Consider the following 22,153-nt stretch of genomic DNA (forward strand, 5'->3'; position numbering starts at 1 on the left):
ATATTATACTATATATACTAAATAGATATAGTTAATTTAATAATTTCACTTTATAAAAAATATAGTGAATAAATAGTTATATTAAACTATCTATTCACTATTAATTATACTATATTTAATTTAATGATTTCGTTTGGTATGCTAATTATATCGCTAATCTCCTTAATTGTTATGCTTACAAAGGATAATAGTAAAGGAAAAAAATAATCACCCTGCGCCACCAACGCTGGGTGATTAGAATTATTTAACCCTTAAGGTGGAATCACATCTTGTGATGTCGATTACCTTATTTATATTATACCAAAATATAGACTAAAGTAAACATTAAAAAAATTATATTTTATAGTCAATATACAGTTTAATTGAGGCTGTTTTTTTATTTTGAAATTAAGAATATTTGACAAATATATGGCGGAGAACCAAAATATTGGGAAACAGCTAAATAAAATTACTCTAGATAATAATAAAAGTCTATCAGATAATAAAAATCTCATAGATGAAAATAAGAAATTAACTAGAAAACTATTAATTAATGTTATAATTGGTATATAGGCAAACTTTAACAAGTGCATACTTGTAATTATTTCAGAGTTAGTATTGTTTTTGATTAGAAAGGAGGCTATTATGCTTAATTTTGAAATAGATTATCCTTCATCAAATTATAAAAATTATATTGAATCTGTTTATGAATTTTGTAAAAACAATAGATTTTCAATGATTTTAAAGGGGTCTTTAGCAAAAGGCACAGCAACAAAATTTTCTGACATAGACTTAATAATTTTAGGCAACATTGATAGTCATAAAGTTGATGAAATTATTTCACTATATGGCAATCCAGTAATGATCAATTTTACTGAAAACCCTAAAGGTATATTAATCTTGATTTATCAGGATAACATTTCTGTCGATTTGGACATAAGGGAAACAATTTCACAACAAGATTTGCAAAACAGTATAGTTCTTTTGAAATATGATACAAATTTTATCATAGATAATAGAGAAATTATAAGAAAACAAGTAGAATCTAATTACATACCTAATAGACCAGAATGGTATAAGGTATTAAGGTTATTACATAGAGGAACTATAAAGTATCTATGTAATAAAACTGACAGTGCATATGATTTATTAGAAGAAATTAAAGAGAGTCTTATTTCATTGAAAATTACTGATTTAAGTTTTAATAATAATTTTGAAGATGATATAAAATATATTTTTGATAAATTCTGTAAAAGATTTGAAGTGGATTCGCAAACTGAAGTTCTATTTCACAATCTCTTCAAAGAATTTTAGAAACTGAATACTTTTTAAAGTTAGATTAGGGAAGTCTGTTTACTTCTCCTAAATGCTTATATATTTTTAACATTGTTCTAAAACACAGCATAAACTTTTAATGGATACCAGTAAAAAGCAGGCTAAACAGAAAAAACAGTTTAGTCTATTTTGTATATTAAAAATTAAATAGAGAAAAAATTTGAAAACCTACTAAAAAATACTTGATTTTTATTAGAGGGTTTTTATTTCTATATTAAACAGTAAAGAGACCCTATGGAAAGGTCTTTTTATATATCGGAATGTGCTTTACTCAAGAGAAAATGGGTTTTAGGAGTTATGGAATTAACAGAAGATGAAAAGGATGATATACTAGAGATATAATTATAGTAAAGGGGTATGGATATGAGTAATAAAATTGGAAATTTAATGGATTTTCGCAAAAAACATCGGAGGACCATAAGTTTAATCATAACTATATTAATTGTGGGTTATTTTATTTTTAAAAGATTTTTTTATAACTACTATGAAGAATATCTAGGAAATGATTTTATTTTTTATATCATCACAATGATAGTTGGACTAGATTTGATATTTGAGATTATTGTACGTTATTATAAAAAAAGAAAACCTAATTAGGTTTTTTTATTGTTGTGTGCCCAGCTTTCTTTTGATTATTAGAATAATATAGCAACTTTGTTTATGAATAAAAAAGATAGGAATATTACTTCCTATCTTTTCTCATATATTCTACTGTTCGTGCGAGTAGTAATGGTGCCGGTGGCCGGACTCGAACCGGCACGGTGTCGCCACCGGTGGATTTTGAGTCCACTACGTCTGCCAATTCCATCACACCGGCAAAACTATTACAAAGAATATAATAGCACATAATCAATAATTAATCAATATTTTTATTTTGCTTTTGTTTACTCAAACCATCTTTTAAGATATACTAGAAGAATGGAGTATAGAATGGAGTGATAAGATGGATAAGAAAAGAATAATAATTATAGATGGTAGCTCTTTGCTACACAGGGCATTTTATGCTTTGCCATTATTGTCCACTAAAGATGGCATATATACCAATGGCATATATGGATTTCTGACTATGTTATATAAAGTACAAGAGGAGAAAAAACCAGATTATATCTGTGTAGCTTTTGATAAAAAAGGCCCTACTTTTAGACATGAGGAGTACGATAAATATAAAGCTCATAGGCAATCTACACCTTCAGAATTAGTACAACAATTTCCAATTATAAGGGAAATTCTAGATGCTATGAAGGTTCGTCATTTAGAGCTAACTGGTTTTGAGGCAGACGATATTGCAGGAACTTTAGCAAAAATGGGTGAAGAAAGTTCGTTAGAAGTTATTTTAGTTACTGGAGATAAGGATTATCTTCAATTAGCAACAGATAATACTAAAGTTTTAATTACAAGAAAAGGAATTACTGAATTAGAAGAGTTTGATAGGAATATAATAATAGAGAAATATGGAATTACTCCCGAACAACTTATAGATTTAAAGGGTTTAATGGGAGATCAATCCGATAATATCCCAGGAGTACCAGGAATTGGAGAAAAAACGGGACTAAAATTATTAAAAGAATATGGTACAATTGAAAATATCTATGAAAATATAGAGAATATTAGTGGGAAGAAATTAAAGGAAAACCTAATTGAAAACAAACATCTTGCGTTTTTAAGTAAAAAACTTGGTGAGATTATGACTGCTGTACCTATGGACATAAATTTTGAGGAACTAAAGATTGAAGAGCCAGATTGGGAAAATTTAAAGAGGCTTTATAAAGAGTTAGAATTCAATAGTTTACTTGGAAAGTTTTCTGATGATTTCACAGATAATAATGAAGAGACAAGTATAAACCTCGAATATAGTATGATAGGAGAATTAGGTTATAATGAGTTAATCCATACAATCAAAAAGGAAGGAAAATTTGGATTTAAGTTTATTATATCTAATAATAATTATATTGAAGATAAAATAGTAGCATTAGGTATTAAAACTCAAGGTGTTCCAACTAAAATTATTTATCTACAAGAGGATAAAAAGAACTTTATAGATAGATTTAAATCAATTTTTGAAGATAAGTCTATTGAAAAAATAGGGCATAATTTAAAATCTGATATAGTAATATTATCAAGATTAGGAATTAAGATAGATAATATTACTTTCGACTCTATGATAGCTCAATATTTAATTAATCCTGCTCAATCTTCATATACTATAAATGAGATTAGCAAAGAATACTTGAATATCTATGGTATGGATGAAGAATCTTTATTGGGGAAAGGTAAGAGTAAAAGAAGTTTTAGTGATTTATGTGAAGAAGAGATAGGAAATTGTCTTTCATTTACACTAGATACAATATTGAATGTAGAGTCTAAGATGAAGGAGATTATTAAAGAGCAAGAGATGTTAGACCTCTATTATAATGTTGAGCTACCTTTAGTAGAAGTCCTAGGAAGTATGGAATACTATGGATTTAAGATAGATACAGATGAACTAAAGAAGCTTGGCAAGGAATATGACGAAGAAATAAACTCCTTAACAACTGAGATATATACCTTAGCTGATGTAGAATTCAATATCAATTCACCTAAGCAATTAGGAGAAATTTTATTTGATAAGTTATCTTTGCCAATTGTTAAAAAGACTAAAACTGGATATTCAACTGATGCAGAGGTTTTAGATAAACTAAAGGATCAACATCCTATCGTTGATAAAGTTCTTAGATATAGACAGATAGTAAAGCTAAAATCAACTTATATAGATGGACTTTTAAATTTGATTAACAAAGATACCAATAGAGTTCATTCAAGTTTTAATCAGACTATAACTACTACTGGAAGAATAAGTAGTACAGAACCAAATCTACAGAATATACCAATTCGAACAGACGATGGTAGAAAAATTAGAAAAGCTTTTATTGCAGAGAATAATAATTATGTGCTTGTAGATGCTGATTATTCTCAAATAGAACTAAGGGTATTAGCTCATATATCTAAGGATTCTAAACTAATGGAAGCTTTTATTAACAATGAGGATATTCATAGAAAGACTGCTTCAGAAGTATTTAACGTACCTAAGGAAGAGGTTAGCTCTATAATGAGAAGTAGAGCAAAGGCAGTAAATTTTGGAATAGTTTACGGAATTTCAGATTATGGTTTATCTAGAGATTTAAATATTTCAAGAAAAGAGGCTAAGGAGTATATTGATAACTATTTGAAAAACTATAAGATGGTTAAAGAATATATGGAAAATATAGTTGAGGAAGGTAAAGAAAAAGGCTATGTAGAAACCATTCTTCATAGAAGAAGATATATTCCAGAGCTTAAGGCAAAAAACTTTAATATTAAATCTTTTGGTGAGCGTATAGCCATGAATACACCTATACAAGGTTCAGCAGCAGATATAATAAAGATGGCTATGGTTAAAGTATATAATGAGCTAAAAACAAGGAATCTGAAATCAAGATTGATACTACAAATTCATGATGAGTTGATAATTGAAGCAGAAAAAGATGAAATTGAAGAAGTAAAAGATATAATGAAAAATGTAATGGAAAATTCAATAAAGTTAAATGTACCTCTTATAGTAGATTTAGAGGTAGGTGATAGTTGGTATGACACTAAATAGTTGTATATTAATTGGATTAACAGGTGGAATATCCACTGGAAAATCTACAGTTTCTAAAATGATTATAGATAAGGGATATTCATTAATTGATGCAGATAAAATTTCTAGAGAAGTTGTTGAAACTAATAAACCAGCGTATATAAAGATAGTTGAGGAATTTGGCGAAAAGATATTGCTGGATGATAAATCTATAGATAGAAAAGCGCTAGGAAAAATTATCTTTAGCAATAAGGAGTGTCGAGAAAGATTAAACACCATTATTCATCCATATATATTTGAATCCATAAGACTAAAAATAGATGAGTTATCTTTGGAGAAAAGAATTGTATTTTTAGACATTCCTTTATTGTTTGAGCAATATGATCTCTGGGAGAAATATAATATTACTTTCGATGAAATATGGTTGGTATATCTAGAGAAGGATATTCAAATAGAAAGATTGATGAAGAGAGATGGAATATCAAAAGAAGAGGCTTTAAAGAAAATGCAAGCACAGATGGATATAAACTATAAAAAAGCAAGGTCTTCCAAGACAATTGATAATAGTGGAGATGTTGAATATTTGAAAGAACAGGTAGATAAATTGTTAAAGGAATTAATCTAATCTTGGAGGGGTTCTTCTATTGTTTAAAACTATAAAAAAGATTAAAAAAATAATTATATTTATAGCTACTATATTTTTAATACTTACAATAGGGATTATTTTACTAACAACAAATTATCCTATAGGATATAAGAGTATGATAGTAGAATATTCTAAGGAATATGATTTGGATCCGTATTTAGTAGCTTCTATAATAAATGTTGAGAGTAAATATGATAAGGATGCTATTTCCCAAAAAGGTGCTAGAGGATTAATGCAAATATCACCTTCAACGGGAAAGTGGGCTAGTGAAGTTTTGGGAATAGATAATTATAGTGAAGATATATTATTTGATCCTGAAACAAATATAAGAATTGGTACTTGGTATCTTGATACTTTGTTCAAGGAATTTGACTATAATTTAGAACTAGTTTTAGCTGCATATAATGCAGGAAGCGGGAATGTAAGTAAATGGCTGAAAGATGAAAAATATAGTAATGATAGAACTAGTTTGTCTATTATTCCATTTAAGGAGACTGAGGATTATTTAGTAAGGGTAAATCAAAACTATAAAGTTTATAGTACGTTGTATAAAAAATATATCATGAATCCTAGTGATAAAGATTCTCTTTATATTAATTTACTGCATAATATCAGAAAGATTATAAAAGAAATAATAAGAAACGTGTGATAAGGTGGGGGAAAGATGAAAAACAAAAAATACTTGTGCTTGATTCTTATGATTTTAATAACAGTCACAGCTGTGGGATGTGCGCAAAATGAATTAAATGTAGGAAATGGTGATATAGATGAAGATACAAAAATCTCCATTGAATATGATCCTGTGGAAGGGGGTCAAGTAGTTGTCCCTTTAACTAATTTTAATACACTAAATCCATTAATGACTGAGAATAGTAGCTATTATTTTTTTTCCAAACTTATTTTTGAAGGCCTATTCGAGTTTGATAATGACTTAAATGTAGCAAGTCAATTAGCTGAATCTTATAATATTCTAGATGAGGGGAGAACTATTGAAATAAAATTAAAAGATAATATTTTTTGGCATGATGGTGAGAAATTCAAGCCTGAAGATGTAGTCTTTACAGTAAATACTATTAAATATGCAAGTGTAGATAGTACATATAGACAAATGTTTACAAATGCAATGGGATCTACAAGCACATCAGACATAAAAAGAATTATGGATGTTACTATTACAGGCAGTAATGATATAGTAATTACCTTTGATAGAGCTTTTAGCAATAATCTTGAAGTTCTAACTTTTCCTATAATACCAAAACATGCTTTTACTTCAGGAAAATCAGGTAATAGTGACTACATTAAGGCTTTACAATTAGATGATTATAAGCCAATAGGTACTGGGCCGTTTAAATTCCAAACATATGAAAAGATGAAGGAAATAAGGTTATCAGCAAACGATAATTATAGAGGTGGTAGGCCATATATTGATGAAATACTAGGCAGGGTGTTAGAAAGTGAAGAAGATATCTTAACTGCCTTTGAGACAGGACAAATAAATATAGCTACAACTGTAGGAGTTGATTGGGACAAGTATAGTCAAAATAGCAGGATTAAAGCATTAGAGTTTGTATCCTCAAATTATGAGTTTTTAGGATTTAACTTTGGAAAGGAATTATTTTCTGGAGAAAAAGGAGAAGGATTAAGACGAGCTATCGCTTATGGAATAGATAGACAGGCTATTATTCAAAAACTTTACCTAGGACATGGAACACAAATAGATGTACCCATTCATCCAGATTCCTGGTTGTTATCCGAAAAAGCCAATACCTTTGGTTATAATTCAGATTTAGCAAAGGAAGAATTAAAGAAATTAGGGTGGAAGGATACGAATAACGATGGGATATTAGAGGATGAAAGTGGTAAAAGTCTTTCACTTAAGATTTTAACTAATTCATATAATCTAATGAGATTAAAAACTGCAGAGATGATAAAAGATGATTTAAAAAAACTGGGAATAGATGCTAGTATTTATCCTGAAAATAAGAAAGAAGAGGATATTACAGTAGAAGATATTCAAGAACAGTGGACAGAAGTAAATCAGCTTCTAGGAGCTGGTGACTATGATATGGCTCTTCTTGGATGGCAATTATCTGTAATTCCAGATTTGTCTTTTACATTCCATAGCTCACAAATTCCTTATAATACAAATTTTATTAAATATTCTAATCCAAATATGGATGAATTACTTCAAAATGTGTTTCTTAAATCTTCTAGAGATGAAAAAGTTAAGGCATATGATGAATTACAAAGCTTCATAGTAGAAGATTTACCATATATAAGTTTATTTTTTAAAAATAAGGCTTTGCTAGTAGATAGTAAAATAGTAGGGGAGTTAAATCCAGCATTTTTTAACCCATATAAAGGAATAGAAAAATGCTATATACCTAAGGATTTACAATAAATATTTAATAAATCAAATATACATGAAAGAAATATGATATTGAAAAAACTTTAAAAATGTAGTATTATAGTATAGGTAATTTAATTGCAGGAGTGGCGGAACGGCAGACGCGCTATCTTGAGGGGGTAGTAAGCAAAGCTTGTGAGGGTTCAAATCCCTTCTCCTGCACCATAATACATAAACTACATCTCCATCTATGATGGAGTTTTTTTATTGAAATAAAAATTTATTTAAGTATGGGGAGGTTTTTTACATGAAGAAAGACATAACTAATAAATTAGGAACAGAGAGTGTAGGTAAACTATTATTAAACTTAGCTCTACCAGCGATTATAGCTCAGCTTGTTAATATGCTTTATAACATTGTTGATCGTATATACATAGGTCATATTCCAGGAATAGGAGCAACTGCATTAACAGGTGTAGGCGTAACATTTCCAATTATAATGATTATTACAGCATTTAGTTCACTAATTGGGATGGGTGGTGCTCCAAGAGCTGCAATAAAAATGGGAGAACAAAGAGACGATTTGGCTGAAGAAATATTAGGTAATTGTTTTACGCTTCTAGTAGGAATTGCAATTACTCTAACGATTCTTTTCTTAATTACTGGTGAAAGGTTATTAATGATGTTTGGTGCCAGTAGTGAAACAATTAGTTATGGACTTAGTTATTTAAATATATATGTGGCTGGAACCATATTTGTAATGATTACTTTGGGACTAAATAGCTTTATATCAACTCAAGGCTTTTCTAAGATCAGTATGTTAACAGTAGTTATAGGTGCAGTAATTAATATAATTCTAGATCCTATTTTAATATTTGGCTTTAATTTGGGAGTACAAGGTGCTGCTATAGCAACAGTAATTTCACAAGCAGTTTCAGCTATCTGGGTTCTTAGATTTATGTTGGGGGAAAAGACAAAACTTAAAATTCATAAGAAATATTTAAAATTGAAAAAAGAAGCTATAATTCCAGTACTTATGTTAGGAATTTCACCGTTTATAATGAACAGTACGGAGAGTCTTTTAAATATCTCTTTAAATGCTTCTTTACAAAAATATGGGGGAGATATTGCAGTAGGAGCAATGACTATTCTTTCAAGCTTAATGCAAATAATGTTTTTACCTTTAGCAGGATTAACCCAAGGGGCTCAACCAATAATTAGTTATAACTATGGAGCAAAAAATAATGAACGAGTAAAAGAAACCTTTAAATTACTTATTATGTCCGCTATGATATTTTCACTTGTTTTATGGACTCTTATGATGATATTTCCAAAAGTTTTTGTATCTTTATTTACTAAGGATATAGAACTAATGAATATTACAGTATGGGCAATGAGAATTTATCTAGGCGCAGGAGTTGTACTTGGTGCACAAATTGCTTGCCAGCAAACTTTTATAGCAATAGGACAAGCTAAAATTTCCTTATTTTTGGCATTACTTAGAAAAATCATTTTATTAATTCCTTTAATATATATTTTACCAATTTTCTTTAAGGATAAAGTATTTGCAGTATTTTTTGCGGAGCCTATAGCAGATATTATAGCAGTTACTGTGACAGTTGTTGTTTTCGCAATACAATTTAAAAAGCTATTACTTGAGAATAGATAATATGGCCTTTGAAAAACAAATATATAGAGGGTTTCTTTAAGTAAGATTTATATATAAGTCATCGATCTATTAATATTTAACAAAATAATAGTTGTAGTGATAAGGATTTGATTAGAAAGAAATTTGAAACTATATAAAATATATATTGTTAAATATATAAAAAATAGTCAAATAATTATAGAAAAATAATTATTATTTGCTATTGTTTGAATATTCTTATACAATTATATTAAGAATAAAAGATTACTCAATTATATTATTTGATATAACAAATTAAAGAGACCAGGAGGGAGAAATGAGAGAGATTCGTCAATTAAATGAAGAACATATAGATGCGTATACGGATATTGCTTTTAATGCATACCCAAGCTTCAAGAATTTAGAAAAGGATGCAGTAGAAAAATATAAAAAAATAGCTGTGGAAATTATGACAAATGATCCAGATGTAACTTTTTACGGGATGTTTGAAGGTGAAAAGTTAATTGCTGTAATGCGACTTTTTGATTTTAGAATGAATTGTTTTGGAAAGATATTACCTGTGTCAGGTATTGGTTTTTTAGGTGTGCATTTAATGCATAAAAAAGAAAAGTGTGCTAAAACTATGATAGAATTTTATGAAGAAATTTATAAGAAGAAAGGTACTCCTATTGGAATGTTATTGCCATTTAGACCAGATTTTTATAAAAGAATGGGCTATGGAATGGGTACAAAGATGAACCAATACAGATTGCCTCCAGATAGAATTCCAGCATACTTCGGAAAAAGTGACTTGAGATACGTAGAAAAAGAGGACTTTGATAAACTGTTTGATTGTCACAGCAGGGTAGTTGCAAAAAAACATGGGATGATAATGAAAATTGGAGATGAAATAAGAGATCTAAAAAATGACCCATATAACAAAATTATAGGTAATTATGATGAAAAAGGAAATATTAATGGATATCTTGTATTTAAATTCCAAAACGCTAAGGATGGGAATTATACCATAAATAATATTTATATAAAAGAATTGATTTATGAAAATACAGATGTGCTTAAGAAACTTCTGGGCTTTCTTCGAAAGCAGGATGATCAGGTAAATTTAGTCGTGTTTAATACAGAGGATGAGAATTTTCACTATTTATTCGATAATCCACTTAATGATTCCTTAAATTATATCCCATATGGATATATTGAAAGCAATACTCAGGCAGTAGGTGCAATGTATAAATTATTTGATATTAAGCAAGCTTTTGAACAATGTTCCCATAGAAATTATAACAATTCGAATTTGAAGGTAAGGTTTTTGGTATATGATGAATTGAATAATAAAGAAATTGAAATAGTAGTAAACTTTATAGATGGAATTGTAAATACTGATTCGGAAAAGTTTGATGTAACTATGAGAACTAATATGGCAAACTTTTCATCTTTATTCTTAGGCTCTACATCTGTAATAGGAATGTATAATTTAGGACTTTTAGAGCTAGACAACGTAGAGTTTTTGGAGGATATTGATAGAACGTTTTACTGTAGCCAAAAACCAGTTTGTTATACTGATTTTTAAATAATAATAAAAAGTGAATGTTAAAATAAAGAAAAACCCATCTCTAAGTAATTGATTATACTTAAATCAAGGGGGATGCTTTTGTGAAAGTCACTATTTCAGATTTGATAAACTTAGAAAGACTTGATGCTATGAGGTTTATTGAAGGGAAAAGTCGACTTAATAGGATAGTTATACATTATTGGTTTTAACTTTCGTAATTCAGAGTATTATAATTAGCTGTCCTTAGTTGTTAAAATTTATATCTATAATTAGCTTATAGATGTTTTTAATTAATTGAAGATAATGAGAATCTCTTTTTACAAACTAAAAAATAGATGTGATTATAAATATTTTAGGATTACAATTAAATCTATACTTAAGTAAATAGATGCTTCTATCTAGTAAGAATCAAAATAAGATTAAAACTAGAAAGAAGCATATTTTATTGAAACAATAATAAAAAATAATAGAAAAATTTTCTATATATGATAAACTAATAAGGTGATGATATTTAAAAGAATATGGAGGGATTTATTTGGATATTAAATCTAAAATAAGAGTAATAGAAGATTTCCCAGAGAAAGGTATTAGTTTTAAGGATATAACTACTTTAATAAAGGATGGAGAAGCATTTCAAGAAGTTGTAAATAGAATAGTAGATGATTTAAAAGGAAGGGAAGTTGATTATATAGCTGGACCAGAAGCAAGAGGATTTTTACTTGGTGCAGCTGTTGCCTATGCTCTAGGTATAGGATTTATTCCTATTAGAAAGCCGGGGAAATTACCAGCAGAAACAGTTAAACATGAATATGAACTAGAATATGGTAATAACACACTTGAAATACATTTTGATGCTATTGAGAAAGGTAAAAAGGTTGCTATAGTAGACGACTTGTTAGCTACAGGAGGGACAGTATTATCAGCAGTTAAATTAATAGAATCTATTGGTGGTGAAGTGGTTGCATTAGAGTTTTTAATTGAGTTAGAATTTTTAAAGGGTAGAGATAAATTATCAAATTACCATACGAATTCATTAGTTAAATATGATAGATAGTAAAGCTATTATTAATATATATTATAATTAATAAAATATATAGTATAAAAAATCTCCACTCTTCATGGAGATTTTTTATACTATATTTACCGAGCTTGGTAGATTTATCATTATTACCATATATTCAGTAATTATCACTATATCACCATAAGATGCAGTACCAAAATTCAATTTGGAGAATTATTATAGATTTAGAAATTTAATAGTATTACTTCAATTCCATAATTCTTTAGTATTTATGCTATTACTATTTTTATTCCTTATCAATCTAATAGGATGGACAATTAAGATATTACCTGCACAACTCGGCGGATTTAAAAAAGCTTTTTTTCCTTTACCTAATACAAATATTGAAAATTTATTGCCTGGGGAAAGTACTATCTTAAGCGATTGGGGTTTATAGTAAAAGTAAATGATTTTATTTAAGGTTTAGGGAAAATATGGTCTACAGAATAATAGTCCAGTAAATTTAAAAAGGTTCAAAATGCATAGGAAGCAAGAACAAAGAAGATTTGGATAAATAATCCTTTAATTATAAAGGTTTCAATTTTTATCAATCAATCTTTGGGTGAGTAAATAGTATTATAATAAAAGATAAAGAAGGAAATATATTAGCCAATAAAAGTCTTAAAAATAACGAACATTATTTTTATTAGTCTAAACATTTAACAATCTATCTCTATGGATTTTATCCTGTTTTGGAATTGACTAAATAAGTTAACTGCATACAATTACTAAACAGATGAGAAATCTTTGTACTATATAAGCTTAACAATTATGCTGACTCCTATGCCTTAGAGCCAAATATGTCTATGTGATGGCAGCTGGACTTTCGATAATGTATCTAATTAATTAATAAAGATAAGGAAAAAGAGATAGAGACATTATTAAATGCAGAGATTTATGATTATTTAAGTTATCGAGTTATAACCTTTGGATATTTGATGTTTATATTAGTTATTGTTACAGATATGATTTGGATAAAGCCTGCTTGATTAAGACATTGGGGATAGGACCTAAAAGAAACTTAATCACTTATAACTTGGACAATATACTCTACATATTTACATCTAAGATTCAACAAAGGATGGAAGGGCAAAACTTTGGTGCGGTTCTCTATAATAGACTTTATTTGTGTAATATTTACCTTTATTGGAGTAAATATTTTATTACCAGGAATCCATAGTTATAGATAGACAAATATAAAATTTTTGTAACAATTACAAAATGTACAAAAAGTAGCAAAAACTTGACAATTGTTAAACAATGATAAAACCTAGCAAAATCAACGGAATTCCATATTTGATAAAATTTATATCGTGATTGTAGACATGGATACAATACATGGTAACCATGTTCTCTTATTTGTGGAGACAATTGTATATAAATTATAATATAATTATAGGCTACAAAAAATGCAAGAGGTAAACTTTATCATCTATAGAAATAAGTGGGAGATTTCCAATTAAAATTATAGAAAAATTAACAATGATTGTATAAGAATTGACAGTCTTTTACAGAGGCCTTTTATGTACAAGAAAAGTGTTTAATGTTATAATATAGAAGGAAAATTATAGACCTAAGTAAATTAGGGCTGATTATTTAATGGGAAATTTTAAAATATTAATAGAGAGGTGGAAGCGAATGAAACTTGACAATCTCACTTTCAAAGGTGGGGTACATGTACCACATAGCAAAGAGTTGACAGAAAAGAAGGCTCTAGAATATGCAAAGGAACCAAGCATAGTATATATACCTTTACATCAGCATACAGGTGCACCTTGCGAACCTATAGTTAACGTAGGTGACAGGGTTAAGGTAGGACAGAAAATTGGACAATCCCAAGCATTTGTATCGGCGCCTGTTCACTCTAGCATTGCTGGAACAGTAAAGAGTATAACAACAATAACTACACCTACTGGTATCAATGCAACTTGTGTAGTTATCGAGTCAGATGGCACTAATGAAATGGATGAAACAATTAAACCTAAGGGAAGTCTAGAACAACTTTCTTCAAAGGAAATAATTGACATCATCAAAGAAGCAGGAATAACAGGCATGGGTGGAGCAGGATTTCCTACTCACGTAAAATTATCACCGCCGCCTGAGAAAAAAATTGATACAGTTATTATAAATGGTGCAGAATGTGAGCCATTTCTAACCTCAGACCATAGGTTAATGCTAGAAATGCCAGAAAAGATTGTATTTGGATTAAAGGCCATAATGAAAGCATTAAATGTAGAAAGAGGCTTTATAGGTATTGAGAATAATAAGATGGATGCAGTAGATACACTAAAAGCAGTAATTAAACCTCAAGATAATATTCAAATAGTTACTTTAAAAGCAAAGTACCCACAAGGTGATGAAAAAAGGCTTATTAATGCTACGACTGGTAGAAAGGTACCTTCTGGCGGGCTACCAATGGATGTCAGTTGTGTAGTAAATAATGTGAGTACAGCTAAAGCTGTAGCTGAAGCTATATTGGAAGGCAAACCTTTATATGAAAGAGTTGTAACTGTTACAGGTAATGGTGTCAATGAACCTAGAAACCTTATAGTGAAGATAGGGACACTATTCCAAGAAGTAATAAGTCAAGCTGGTGGCTTCAATGGAGTACCAGGTAAAGTAATTATGGGTGGACCTATGATGGGACTAAGTCAATTCTCAACAGAGGTACCGGTAATTAAAGGCTCGGGAGGAATTCTTGTTCTTACTGAAAAAGAAGCTGCGGCTCAGAAAGTTTCACCATGTATAAAATGTGGTAAGTGTATAGAGGCCTGTCCAGTACATTTACAACCCCTATTTATCTCAGCATATGCTCTGAAGAGCGATTTCCAGGGGGCTGAGAAATACGGAGCTTTAGACTGTGTTGAATGTGGATCATGTTCGTTTATATGCCCTGCAAAGAGGCCATTAGTAGAATCAATAAGATTGGCAAAGAGAGAAGTTCTTGCTAAGAGGAAAAAATCATAGTAGTTAGGAGGAAATTTAATGGAAGGTAAAGTGTTAAACACTACAATGACAGATTCAGCAATTCCAGATATGCTAATAGTATCTTCTTCACCTCATATTAGATCTAATGAATCTGTTAGAAGAATAATGTTAGATGTAATAATAGCTTTAATACCAGCCATAATTGGCTCAGTTTATTTCTTTGGACTTAATGCTTTGAAACTAATATTAATATCTGTAGCATCAGCTTTATTTTTTGAGGCAGCAATACAGAAATTATTTAAAAAAGAAATTACTATAAATGATTATAGTGCAGTGATAACAGGTATTTTAATAGCATTCAACCTACCAGCTAATGCACCTTGGTGGATTCCAGTGTTTGGTTCTGGATTTGCTATTATCATAGTTAAACAATGCTTCGGTGGAATAGGCTCTAACTTTATGAATCCAGCATTAGCGGCTAGAGCAGTATTACTTGCTTCATGGCCAAATATCATGTCGAATTTTGTGTTGCCAGGAGCAGACGCTGTGGCAGGTGCAACACCACTAGCCATAATGAAATATGGTGCAGCAGACGCAGGGGCTTCTGCTACAGTTGCTCAAGCAGCTGCAGAATTACCATCATTAATGGATATGTTTATTGGAAACGTAGGAGGAGCGATTGGTGAAACCTCAGCATTATTATTACTTATAGGTGCACTATATTTAATAATTAGAAAAGTTATAAACTGGAAGACTCCTGTTGTTTATATAGGAACAACTGCTATACTGTTACTTCTATTAGGAGTTGAAGCAGACCAACTTATGTATCATATATTAGGTGGAGGATTAATACTAGGAGCATTTTTTATGGCTACAGATTACTCAACTACACCTGTTACACCTCTTGGTCAAATAATATTTGGATTAGGTGCAGGAGCTTTAACTGCTCTTATTAGGGTAAAGGGTGGATTCCCTGAAGGTGTTTCATATTCTATTCTTTTAATGAATGTAGCAAGCCCACTAATAGAGAAGTTTACCACACCAAAAATATTTGGGAGGGCGAAATAGATGAAAGAAACTATAAAACTAGGATTAATTTTATTTATTATTACAGCAATATCAGCAGGAGTCCTAGCTGTATCAAATAATTTAACTAAAGGAAAAATTGCTGAGTTAGAAATGGCAGGTAGCATGGAAGCCTTAAAGGAAATATTTGGTGAGGACAGTAAATTTAAGCCTTTAGATGAAGGGAAATTTAACGAGATAAAAGGAAACAACGAATCAGTTGTAGAAATATTTGAAGCATATAGTGGTGAAAATCTAAATGGATATGCTATAAAAATGGTGTCTAAAGGATTTGGTGGGGACCTTGTTACATTAACTGGTTTTTCAATAGACGGAAATGTAAAAGGCATGAGATTAGTAGAACACTCTGAAACAAAAGGACTAGGTTCAAAGGCTGCTGAGCCAGAATTTTATAATAAATTTGCAGATAAGATTGCAGCAGAGGAAATAACTGTTGAAACTATATCAGGTGCTACAGTAACTTCTAAAGGTGTTATGGCTGGTGTAAATGCAGCTAGAGAAGTATTTAATACACAGCTTTCAAACTAATGTAAGTGGAGGTGGAAAGAGTGAAATTATCAAAAGTATTTAAAAATGGTATTATTAATGATAATCCTATATTTGTACAATTAATAGGTATGTGCTCAACATTAGCTGTTACTACTAATGTTTCAAATAGTTTAGCAATGGGGCTAGCAGTAGTTGCAGTATTAGTAGGTTCAAACCTAGTAATATCTTTACTTCGAAATATAATTCCAGATAAAATTCGTATCCCAGCATTTGTTGTTGTAATAGCAACTTTTGTTACTATAATTGAAATGTTTATGAAGGCTTATGCTCAACCTATTTATCAAGCATTGGGTATATTCCTTCCATTAATAGTAGTAAATTGTATAATACTTGCCCGTGCAGAAGCTTTTGCATTTAAAAATGGTATCATACCTTCAATAGTAGATGGACTTGGAATGGGACTTGGTTATACTATTGCACTTGTGGTTCTAGGAAGTATAAGAGAAATATTTGGAGCAGGAACTTTCTTAGGGAAGTCATTATTTGGAGCTAGTTTCCAACCTGCAGGAATCCTTGTAGCACCTCCAGGAGCATTTATTGTACTTGGACTATTAATAGGAATTTTCAATGTAGTTAGAAGAAGAAAAGCTTCTAGCGAAATTTAAATAAGGAGGAAAGCTAAATGAGTATAGCAGCAATATTGATTAGTACAATTTTTGTAAACAACTATGTATTAGCTCAATTCCTAGGGATTTGCCCATTTCTTGGAGTATCAAATAAGATGGAAACTGCAACTGGGATGGGTGTTGCAGTAACTTTCGTAGTTACATTATCATCTATAATTACTTATTTTATTCAGCATTTAATTTTGGACAAAATGGGAATAGGGTATTTACAAACAATTGTTTTTATATTAGTTATAGCAGCATTAGTTCAATTTGTTGAAATAGTTCTTAAAAAAATGTCTCCTACATTATATAATGCATTGGGAGTTTATTTACCACTTATCACTACAAACTGTGTAGTATTAGGTGTTGCGATTTTAAATATAAAAGAAGGATATAATTTAGTTCAAACGACATTTAATGCTATAGGGGCTTCCGTAGGCTTTACACTAGCCTTGGTACTTATATCAGGTATTAGAGAAAAACTTGAAATAGCAGATATACCTGAAGCTTTGAAGGGCTTTCCTATAGCCTTAATTACTGCAGGATTGATGTCCATAGCCTTTTTAGGCTTTAATGGGCTTGTATAGGAGGTAAAGACATGACTGATATATTAAATCCAATGTTAGTAGTAGGTGGAATGGGGTTAATTTCTGCAGTTCTTCTAGCCATAGCATCTAATGTATTTGCAGTAGAAATCGATCCAAAGGTAGAAAAAGTTAGATCAGTATTACCTGGGGCCAATTGTGGTGCTTGTGGATTCCCAGGATGTGACGGTTTAGCAAATGCTATAGCAGAAGGCAGAGCTCCTGTTAATGCTTGTAATGTTGGTGGAAAACCAGTTGCTGAGCAGATAGCAGATATTATGGGAGTTAATGCAGCAAATGTAGAGAGAAAAGTAGCTACAGTTCTTTGTCAAGGTGATTGCAACAAGGCAAAAGAAAAATATAAATATGAAGGTATTAAAGACTGTAGAGCTGCTAATATATTACAAGGTGGTAGCAAGGCTTGTTCCTTTGGATGTTTAGGCTGTGGAACTTGTAAGGATGTTTGTGCTTTTGATGCCATAGAGATAATTGATGGAGTAGCTTTTATAGATAAAGAAAAATGTACTTCTTGTATGAAATGTATAGAAGTCTGTCCTAAATCTATTATTGAGTTAGTGCCATACGATAATCAATTCGTTGTAAAATGTAAGAGTAAAGATACTGGTAAGGAAGTAAGAAGCAAATGTAGTATAGGCTGTATCGGATGTCAGATCTGTGTTAAAAATTGTCCAGAGAATGCATTTAGCTTCGAAAACAATTTAGCAAAAATTAACTATGAGAAATGTATAAATTGTGGAGTTTGTGCTGAAAAATGTCCTACTAAAGCTATATACTCTAATGCAGCTAAGGATATAGCAGTTTAATATTAAGAGCCTATAAAGGCTCTTTTCTTTTTATTAAAATGTAACTTGTAAATAAAAAATATAAATGGTAAACTAATAATGTATGAAAATTAGCTTGACCATTTGGATAAAGGATGATTTATATGACAAAAGCTGATAAAATTTTAATAATCGTTATTATAGCAATTAGTTTGGTTTCTTTAGGATTTATTAAGAACAGTGCTACTGGATATAAAGAAAAGTATATTAGCATTCAAGTGGATGGTAAAGAATATAAAAAGATAATATTTGATAAATCAGTGATTGGAAAAACTATACCTATTGAAACTGAATTTGGATATAATTTAATTGAAATTGGAGATGGTGAGGTAAAAGTTATAGATGCAGATTGTCCTGATAAATTAGATGTATTACAAGGAACCATATCTAAAGCTGGTGAGATAATAGTATGTTTGCCAAATAAGTTAGTTGTAGAGATAAAAGGAGCAGAGGAAATAAGAGACGTGGATTATATAAGCAATTAAGGATGATAGGAACTATGAAAAGATTGAACAAAATAATATTTTTATCACTGCTGGTGTCAATAGGACTTGCATTATCAGTTTTGGAGTCAGCAATCCCATTGCCAATTACAGTGCCAGGTGCTAAGCTGGGGCTTTCTAATATGGTTATTTTAGTTACATTAATTATATTTGGCTTCAAGGAAGCTTTTATAGTAGGTATACTAAAGAGCATAGTACTTGTACTTATAACTGGCAGTATATCTAGTCTTATTTATAGTCTTGCGGGATCTATATTATCCTGCATTACAATGTTTATTGTATATAAATATTTTACTAGGATTTTTAGTCTTATAGGTGTGAGTATTTTTGGGGCAGTAGCTCATAATGTTGCTCAAGTTAGTGTAGCTGCAGCTATGATGTATAACTCCAGAATATATTCGTATCTTCCTATTCTTTTACTTACCAGTTTGTTTACTGGATATTTTGTAGGGCTTTCGTCAATCTTTATATCTAGAAACTTGAAGAAAAGTTTAAGTTCATATTTTGGATAGTTAAGGAGATAGTATGGAAAAGATAATATTAGCATCTTCTTCTCCAAGAAGAAAAGAAATACTAAATAGATATCATCTAAACCCAATAATATTCGGTGCTGAAATTGAGGAGAAGCAGATAAAAGGAGAATTACCAGAACAGGTAGCGATGTCCTTGGCGTTTGAGAAATCATATTGGGTAAGTAATTATTTTAGTAATGGTGAGATAATTATTGGAGCCGATACCATAGTAGTTTCGGAGGATATGATACTAGGCAAGCCAAAGGATGAAAAAGATGCATTTAGAATTTTATCTTTATTAAATGGAAAGGAACATAGTGTAATTACTGGGATTTGCATTATTAGAGCAAATACTAATATTAAAATCATAGATTATGAAAATACGACAGTTAGATTCAGACATTTATCAGAAGAACAAATAATGAGATATATTCATACAAATGAGCCTATGGACAAAGCAGGAGCATATGGAATCCAAGGATATGGTCAAATTTTAGTTGAGAAAATAAATGGTTGTTATTCTAATGTGGTAGGCTTGCCTCTTGGAAAGCTTGACTACTTATTAAATAAATTTTTTAACGTAAAAATATTATAGATAAGTAGGTGGATTATGGATAATAGTCTAGATTTTGAAAAAAATTACACGATTAAAGAACTTCCAATGACAGAAAGACCAAGGGAGAAGCTTTATAGTCATGGTCCTGGAGCTTTATCAAATGAAGAATTATTGGCGATTATAATCAGAACAGGTAATAAAAACGATACAGCAATTGATTTGGCTAGAAAAGTTTTAAGCAGTGATGGCAGAGGATTGGTACACCTTAGAGATACTTCCTTGCAGAATTTAATGAGGATTAAAGGTGTAGGTGAGTGTAAAGCAGCTCAAATTTTAGCAGCTATAGAAATAGGAAAGAGAATAAATTATCATCATGCTTTAAGTAAGGTTAGAATAAATGATCCTAGTACTATTGCAAATTTATATATGGATGAAATGAGATACTTACAGAAGGAACACTTTAAAATTATATTGTTAGATACAAAAAATCAAATTATTGTAACTGAAGAAATCTCAATAGGTACTTTAAATGCTTCTATTGTGCATCCACGAGATGTATTTAGGGCTGCTATAAAGAGAAATTCTAACTCTATGATTTTAATACATAATCACCCTAGTGGTGATCCTACTCCAAGCAATGAAGATATAAATATAACCAATCGTTTAATGGATGCTGGGAATTTAATTGGAATAAAAGTGTTAGATCACATAATAATTGGTGATAATAAATATATAAGTTTTAAAGAAAAAAATCTAATTTAAGTTTTATTTAAGGAAGGAGCAAGTAATATGGGACTATTTAATGGATTTGTAAAAGATATGGGAATAGACTTGGGAACAGCTAATACTTTAGTTTATATAAAAGGTAGAGGAATCGTAGCTAGGGAGCCTTCAGTTGTGGCTATACAAACTAATACTAAACAGGTGTTGGCAGTAGGTGAAGAAGCTAAGAAGATGATAGGTAGAACACCAGGAAATATTGTGGCTATTAGACCATTAAAAGATGGTGTAATTGCAGATTTTGATGTCACTAAGAGTATGTTAAAGTACTTTATAAGAAAAGCTACAAAAAAAAGAACATTTTTCCAACCAAGGGTAGTAGTATGCGTACCTAGTGGAGTTACAGAAGTGGAAAAAAGAGCAGTCGAAGAAGCTGCAATACATGCAGGAGCAAGAGATGCTTATCTAATTGAAGAACCTATGGCTGCAGCTATTGGTGCTGGGTTACCTGTTCAAGAACCAACAGGATCTATGATAGTAGATATTGGTGGAGGTACTACAGAAGTAGCAATAATATCCTTAGGTGGAATCGTTACGTCTAAATCTATCAGAGTAGGTGGAGACGAGTTAGATGAGTCAATAGTTAACTTCATTAAGAAAGAATATAGCTTAATGATTGGTGAGCGTACCGCTGAAGAGGTTAAAATAACTATTGGATCAGCTGATGGGGACTCTGAAATATCTACAATGGAGATTAGAGGAAGAGATATGATTAGTGGTCTACCGAAGACTATAAATGTAAGCTCTAGAGAAATATATGATGCTATGAAAGAGCCGATTCATAGTATTTTGGAGGCAATAAAATCTACTTTAGAAAAGACACCGCCAGAGTTAGCCTCTGATGTAATGGAGCTAGGTATAATGTTAACTGGAGGAGGGGCTCTTTTAGAAGGCTTAGATAGATTAATTATTGAAGAAACAGGTATGCCTGTTCATATTGCAGAACAACCTCTAGATTGTGTTGCAATAGGTACAGGAAAAGCATTAGATAGTATTGAAATACTTAAAAAAACCTTATCAAATAATAAAAGAATAGGTTAAGTGGT

General features: G+C 30.4%; 23 protein-coding genes and 2 tRNA genes. 24 read left to right on the plus strand and 1 reads right to left on the minus strand.

All coding sequences use genetic code 11. The features are described 5' to 3' along the window. Positions 1 to 123: 123 nt before the first annotated feature. The 4 genes from KQI38_RS22780 to KQI38_RS04040 all read left to right on the plus strand — a co-directional run bounded on the left by KQI38_RS22780 (position 124) and on the right by KQI38_RS04040 (position 1,911). Entirely contained in the window at positions 124 to 207 is an 84-nt protein-coding gene (locus KQI38_RS22780; protein ID WP_420857129.1) for a putative holin-like toxin, read from the plus strand. A 201-nt stretch (positions 208 to 408) separates the two neighbouring features. Continuing rightward, positions 409 to 552: a hypothetical protein gene (locus KQI38_RS04030; protein ID WP_216556154.1), complete on the plus strand. Its 144-nt coding sequence runs from the start codon at positions 409 to 411 to the stop codon at positions 550 to 552. 72 nt (positions 553 to 624) lie between these two features. Further along, positions 625 to 1,293 (plus strand): nucleotidyltransferase domain-containing protein, encoded by a 669-nt coding sequence (locus tag KQI38_RS04035; protein WP_216556157.1) that lies wholly within the window; start codon positions 625 to 627, stop codon positions 1,291 to 1,293. Between the two features lie 384 nt (positions 1,294 to 1,677). Further along, a complete protein-coding gene (locus KQI38_RS04040) occupies positions 1,678 to 1,911 on the plus strand; it encodes a hypothetical protein (RefSeq protein WP_216556159.1) in 234 nt (77 codons plus the stop codon). Between the two features lie 133 nt (positions 1,912 to 2,044). Here KQI38_RS04040 and KQI38_RS04045 read toward each other — a convergent pair. Continuing rightward, positions 2,045 to 2,131: transfer RNA gene (locus KQI38_RS04045), tRNA-Leu, on the minus strand. A 126-nt stretch (positions 2,132 to 2,257) separates the two neighbouring features. On the opposite strand from KQI38_RS04045, the gene polA reads away from it, so the two are divergent. From polA to KQI38_RS04145, 20 genes are all read left to right on the plus strand, one after another. Continuing rightward, positions 2,258 to 4,930, plus strand: a complete 2,673-nt coding sequence (gene polA / locus KQI38_RS04050) for a DNA polymerase I (RefSeq protein ID WP_216556162.1) — start codon at positions 2,258 to 2,260, stop codon at positions 4,928 to 4,930. After that, entirely contained in the window at positions 4,917 to 5,534 is a 618-nt protein-coding gene (coaE, locus tag KQI38_RS04055) for a dephospho-CoA kinase (protein WP_216556165.1), read from the plus strand. Before polA ends, coaE begins: the two co-directional genes overlap by 14 nt. A 19-nt stretch (positions 5,535 to 5,553) precedes the next feature. Then, positions 5,554 to 6,204, plus strand: a complete 651-nt coding sequence (locus tag KQI38_RS04060; protein ID WP_216556168.1) for a lytic transglycosylase domain-containing protein — start codon at positions 5,554 to 5,556, stop codon at positions 6,202 to 6,204. Between the two features lie 15 nt (positions 6,205 to 6,219). Next, positions 6,220 to 7,956 carry a peptide ABC transporter substrate-binding protein gene (locus tag KQI38_RS04065; RefSeq protein ID WP_216556175.1) on the plus strand — a complete coding sequence of 579 codons (1,737 nt, stop codon included), beginning with the start codon at positions 6,220 to 6,222 and terminating at the stop codon, positions 7,954 to 7,956. An 86-nt stretch (positions 7,957 to 8,042) separates the two neighbouring features. Then, positions 8,043 to 8,127, plus strand: a tRNA-Leu gene (locus tag KQI38_RS04070). Positions 8,128 to 8,209: 82 nt separating this feature from the next. Beyond that, complete coding sequence (locus KQI38_RS04075) at positions 8,210 to 9,571, plus strand: MATE family efflux transporter (RefSeq protein WP_216556178.1); 1,362 nt, start codon at positions 8,210 to 8,212, stop codon at positions 9,569 to 9,571. 295 nt (positions 9,572 to 9,866) lie between these two features. Further along, positions 9,867 to 11,117, plus strand: a complete 1,251-nt coding sequence (locus KQI38_RS04080; RefSeq protein WP_216556182.1) for a GNAT family N-acetyltransferase — start codon at positions 9,867 to 9,869, stop codon at positions 11,115 to 11,117. A gap of 517 nt (positions 11,118 to 11,634) precedes the next feature. Continuing rightward, entirely contained in the window at positions 11,635 to 12,153 is a 519-nt protein-coding gene (locus KQI38_RS04085; protein WP_094899359.1) for an adenine phosphoribosyltransferase, read from the plus strand. A 1,037-nt stretch (positions 12,154 to 13,190) separates the two neighbouring features. After that, complete coding sequence (gene ccsA / locus KQI38_RS22785) at positions 13,191 to 13,349, plus strand: cytochrome c biogenesis protein CcsA (RefSeq protein ID WP_216556288.1); 159 nt, start codon at positions 13,191 to 13,193, stop codon at positions 13,347 to 13,349. Positions 13,350 to 13,797: 448 nt separating this feature from the next. Then, a complete protein-coding gene (rsxC, locus tag KQI38_RS04095) occupies positions 13,798 to 15,126 on the plus strand; it encodes an electron transport complex subunit RsxC (RefSeq protein ID WP_216556185.1) in 1,329 nt (442 codons plus the stop codon). Between the two features lie 18 nt (positions 15,127 to 15,144). Beyond that, positions 15,145 to 16,155, plus strand: coding sequence for an RnfABCDGE type electron transport complex subunit D (locus KQI38_RS04100; protein ID WP_216556188.1), 1,011 nt, complete (start codon positions 15,145 to 15,147; stop codon positions 16,153 to 16,155). Continuing rightward, positions 16,156 to 16,701: an RnfABCDGE type electron transport complex subunit G gene (locus KQI38_RS04105; RefSeq protein ID WP_216556192.1), complete on the plus strand. Its 546-nt coding sequence runs from the start codon at positions 16,156 to 16,158 to the stop codon at positions 16,699 to 16,701. It abuts the gene before it with no gap. A gap of 20 nt (positions 16,702 to 16,721) precedes the next feature. Next, positions 16,722 to 17,327, plus strand: a complete 606-nt coding sequence (gene rsxE, locus KQI38_RS04110) for an electron transport complex subunit RsxE (protein WP_094899365.1) — start codon at positions 16,722 to 16,724, stop codon at positions 17,325 to 17,327. A gap of 17 nt (positions 17,328 to 17,344) precedes the next feature. After that, a complete protein-coding gene (rsxA, locus tag KQI38_RS04115) occupies positions 17,345 to 17,917 on the plus strand; it encodes an electron transport complex subunit RsxA (RefSeq protein ID WP_094899368.1) in 573 nt (190 codons plus the stop codon). Between the two features lie 11 nt (positions 17,918 to 17,928). Further along, positions 17,929 to 18,738, plus strand: a complete 810-nt coding sequence (locus tag KQI38_RS04120; protein ID WP_216556195.1) for an RnfABCDGE type electron transport complex subunit B — start codon at positions 17,929 to 17,931, stop codon at positions 18,736 to 18,738. A gap of 122 nt (positions 18,739 to 18,860) precedes the next feature. Further along, complete coding sequence (locus tag KQI38_RS04125; protein ID WP_094899372.1) at positions 18,861 to 19,241, plus strand: NusG domain II-containing protein; 381 nt, start codon at positions 18,861 to 18,863, stop codon at positions 19,239 to 19,241. A 14-nt stretch (positions 19,242 to 19,255) separates the two neighbouring features. Continuing rightward, on the plus strand, positions 19,256 to 19,771 hold the full coding sequence (locus KQI38_RS04130) for a Gx transporter family protein (RefSeq protein ID WP_094899374.1): 516 nt from the start codon (positions 19,256 to 19,258) through the stop codon (positions 19,769 to 19,771). A 13-nt stretch (positions 19,772 to 19,784) separates the two neighbouring features. Next, positions 19,785 to 20,366 carry a Maf family protein gene (locus KQI38_RS04135; protein WP_216556198.1) on the plus strand — a complete coding sequence of 194 codons (582 nt, stop codon included), beginning with the start codon at positions 19,785 to 19,787 and terminating at the stop codon, positions 20,364 to 20,366. A gap of 15 nt (positions 20,367 to 20,381) precedes the next feature. Continuing rightward, positions 20,382 to 21,089 carry a RadC family protein gene (radC, locus tag KQI38_RS04140; protein WP_094899377.1) on the plus strand — a complete coding sequence of 236 codons (708 nt, stop codon included), beginning with the start codon at positions 20,382 to 20,384 and terminating at the stop codon, positions 21,087 to 21,089. A gap of 27 nt (positions 21,090 to 21,116) precedes the next feature. Beyond that, entirely contained in the window at positions 21,117 to 22,148 is a 1,032-nt protein-coding gene (locus KQI38_RS04145) for a rod shape-determining protein (protein WP_216556201.1), read from the plus strand. Positions 22,149 to 22,153 lie beyond the last annotated feature (5 nt).

The organism is Tissierella carlieri (genome assembly GCF_018917285.1).
GTDB classification, from domain to species: Bacteria; Bacillota; Clostridia; order Tissierellales; family Tissierellaceae; genus Tissierella; species Tissierella carlieri.

What these genes read in the sequence shown, in the direction of transcription:
- KQI38_RS04100 (WP_216556188.1), top strand. Translation starts at nt 15,145, where the DNA reads ATGGAAGGTAAAGTGTTAAACACTACAATGACAGATTCAGCAATTCCA.
- KQI38_RS22780 (WP_420857129.1), top strand. Translation starts at nt 124, where the DNA reads ATGATTTCGTTTGGTATGCTAATTATATCGCTAATCTCCTTAATTGTT.
- KQI38_RS04135 (WP_216556198.1), top strand. Translation starts at nt 19,785, where the DNA reads ATGGAAAAGATAATATTAGCATCTTCTTCTCCAAGAAGAAAAGAAATA.
- KQI38_RS04075 (WP_216556178.1), top strand. Translation starts at nt 8,210, where the DNA reads ATGAAGAAAGACATAACTAATAAATTAGGAACAGAGAGTGTAGGTAAA.
- KQI38_RS04145 (WP_216556201.1), top strand. Translation starts at nt 21,117, where the DNA reads ATGGGACTATTTAATGGATTTGTAAAAGATATGGGAATAGACTTGGGA.
- KQI38_RS04030 (WP_216556154.1), top strand. Translation starts at nt 409, where the DNA reads ATGGCGGAGAACCAAAATATTGGGAAACAGCTAAATAAAATTACTCTA.
- rsxC (WP_216556185.1), top strand. Translation starts at nt 13,798, where the DNA reads ATGAAACTTGACAATCTCACTTTCAAAGGTGGGGTACATGTACCACAT.
- KQI38_RS04130 (WP_094899374.1), top strand. Translation starts at nt 19,256, where the DNA reads ATGAAAAGATTGAACAAAATAATATTTTTATCACTGCTGGTGTCAATA.
- KQI38_RS04040 (WP_216556159.1), top strand. Translation starts at nt 1,678, where the DNA reads ATGAGTAATAAAATTGGAAATTTAATGGATTTTCGCAAAAAACATCGG.
- polA (WP_216556162.1), top strand. Translation starts at nt 2,258, where the DNA reads ATGGATAAGAAAAGAATAATAATTATAGATGGTAGCTCTTTGCTACAC.
- coaE (WP_216556165.1), top strand. Translation starts at nt 4,917, where the DNA reads ATGACACTAAATAGTTGTATATTAATTGGATTAACAGGTGGAATATCC.
- KQI38_RS04080 (WP_216556182.1), top strand. Translation starts at nt 9,867, where the DNA reads ATGAGAGAGATTCGTCAATTAAATGAAGAACATATAGATGCGTATACG.
- KQI38_RS04125 (WP_094899372.1), top strand. Translation starts at nt 18,861, where the DNA reads ATGACAAAAGCTGATAAAATTTTAATAATCGTTATTATAGCAATTAGT.
- radC (WP_094899377.1), top strand. Translation starts at nt 20,382, where the DNA reads ATGGATAATAGTCTAGATTTTGAAAAAAATTACACGATTAAAGAACTT.
- KQI38_RS04105 (WP_216556192.1), top strand. Translation starts at nt 16,156, where the DNA reads ATGAAAGAAACTATAAAACTAGGATTAATTTTATTTATTATTACAGCA.
- KQI38_RS04065 (WP_216556175.1), top strand. Translation starts at nt 6,220, where the DNA reads ATGAAAAACAAAAAATACTTGTGCTTGATTCTTATGATTTTAATAACA.
- KQI38_RS04035 (WP_216556157.1), top strand. Translation starts at nt 625, where the DNA reads ATGCTTAATTTTGAAATAGATTATCCTTCATCAAATTATAAAAATTAT.
- rsxA (WP_094899368.1), top strand. Translation starts at nt 17,345, where the DNA reads ATGAGTATAGCAGCAATATTGATTAGTACAATTTTTGTAAACAACTAT.
- KQI38_RS04120 (WP_216556195.1), top strand. Translation starts at nt 17,929, where the DNA reads ATGACTGATATATTAAATCCAATGTTAGTAGTAGGTGGAATGGGGTTA.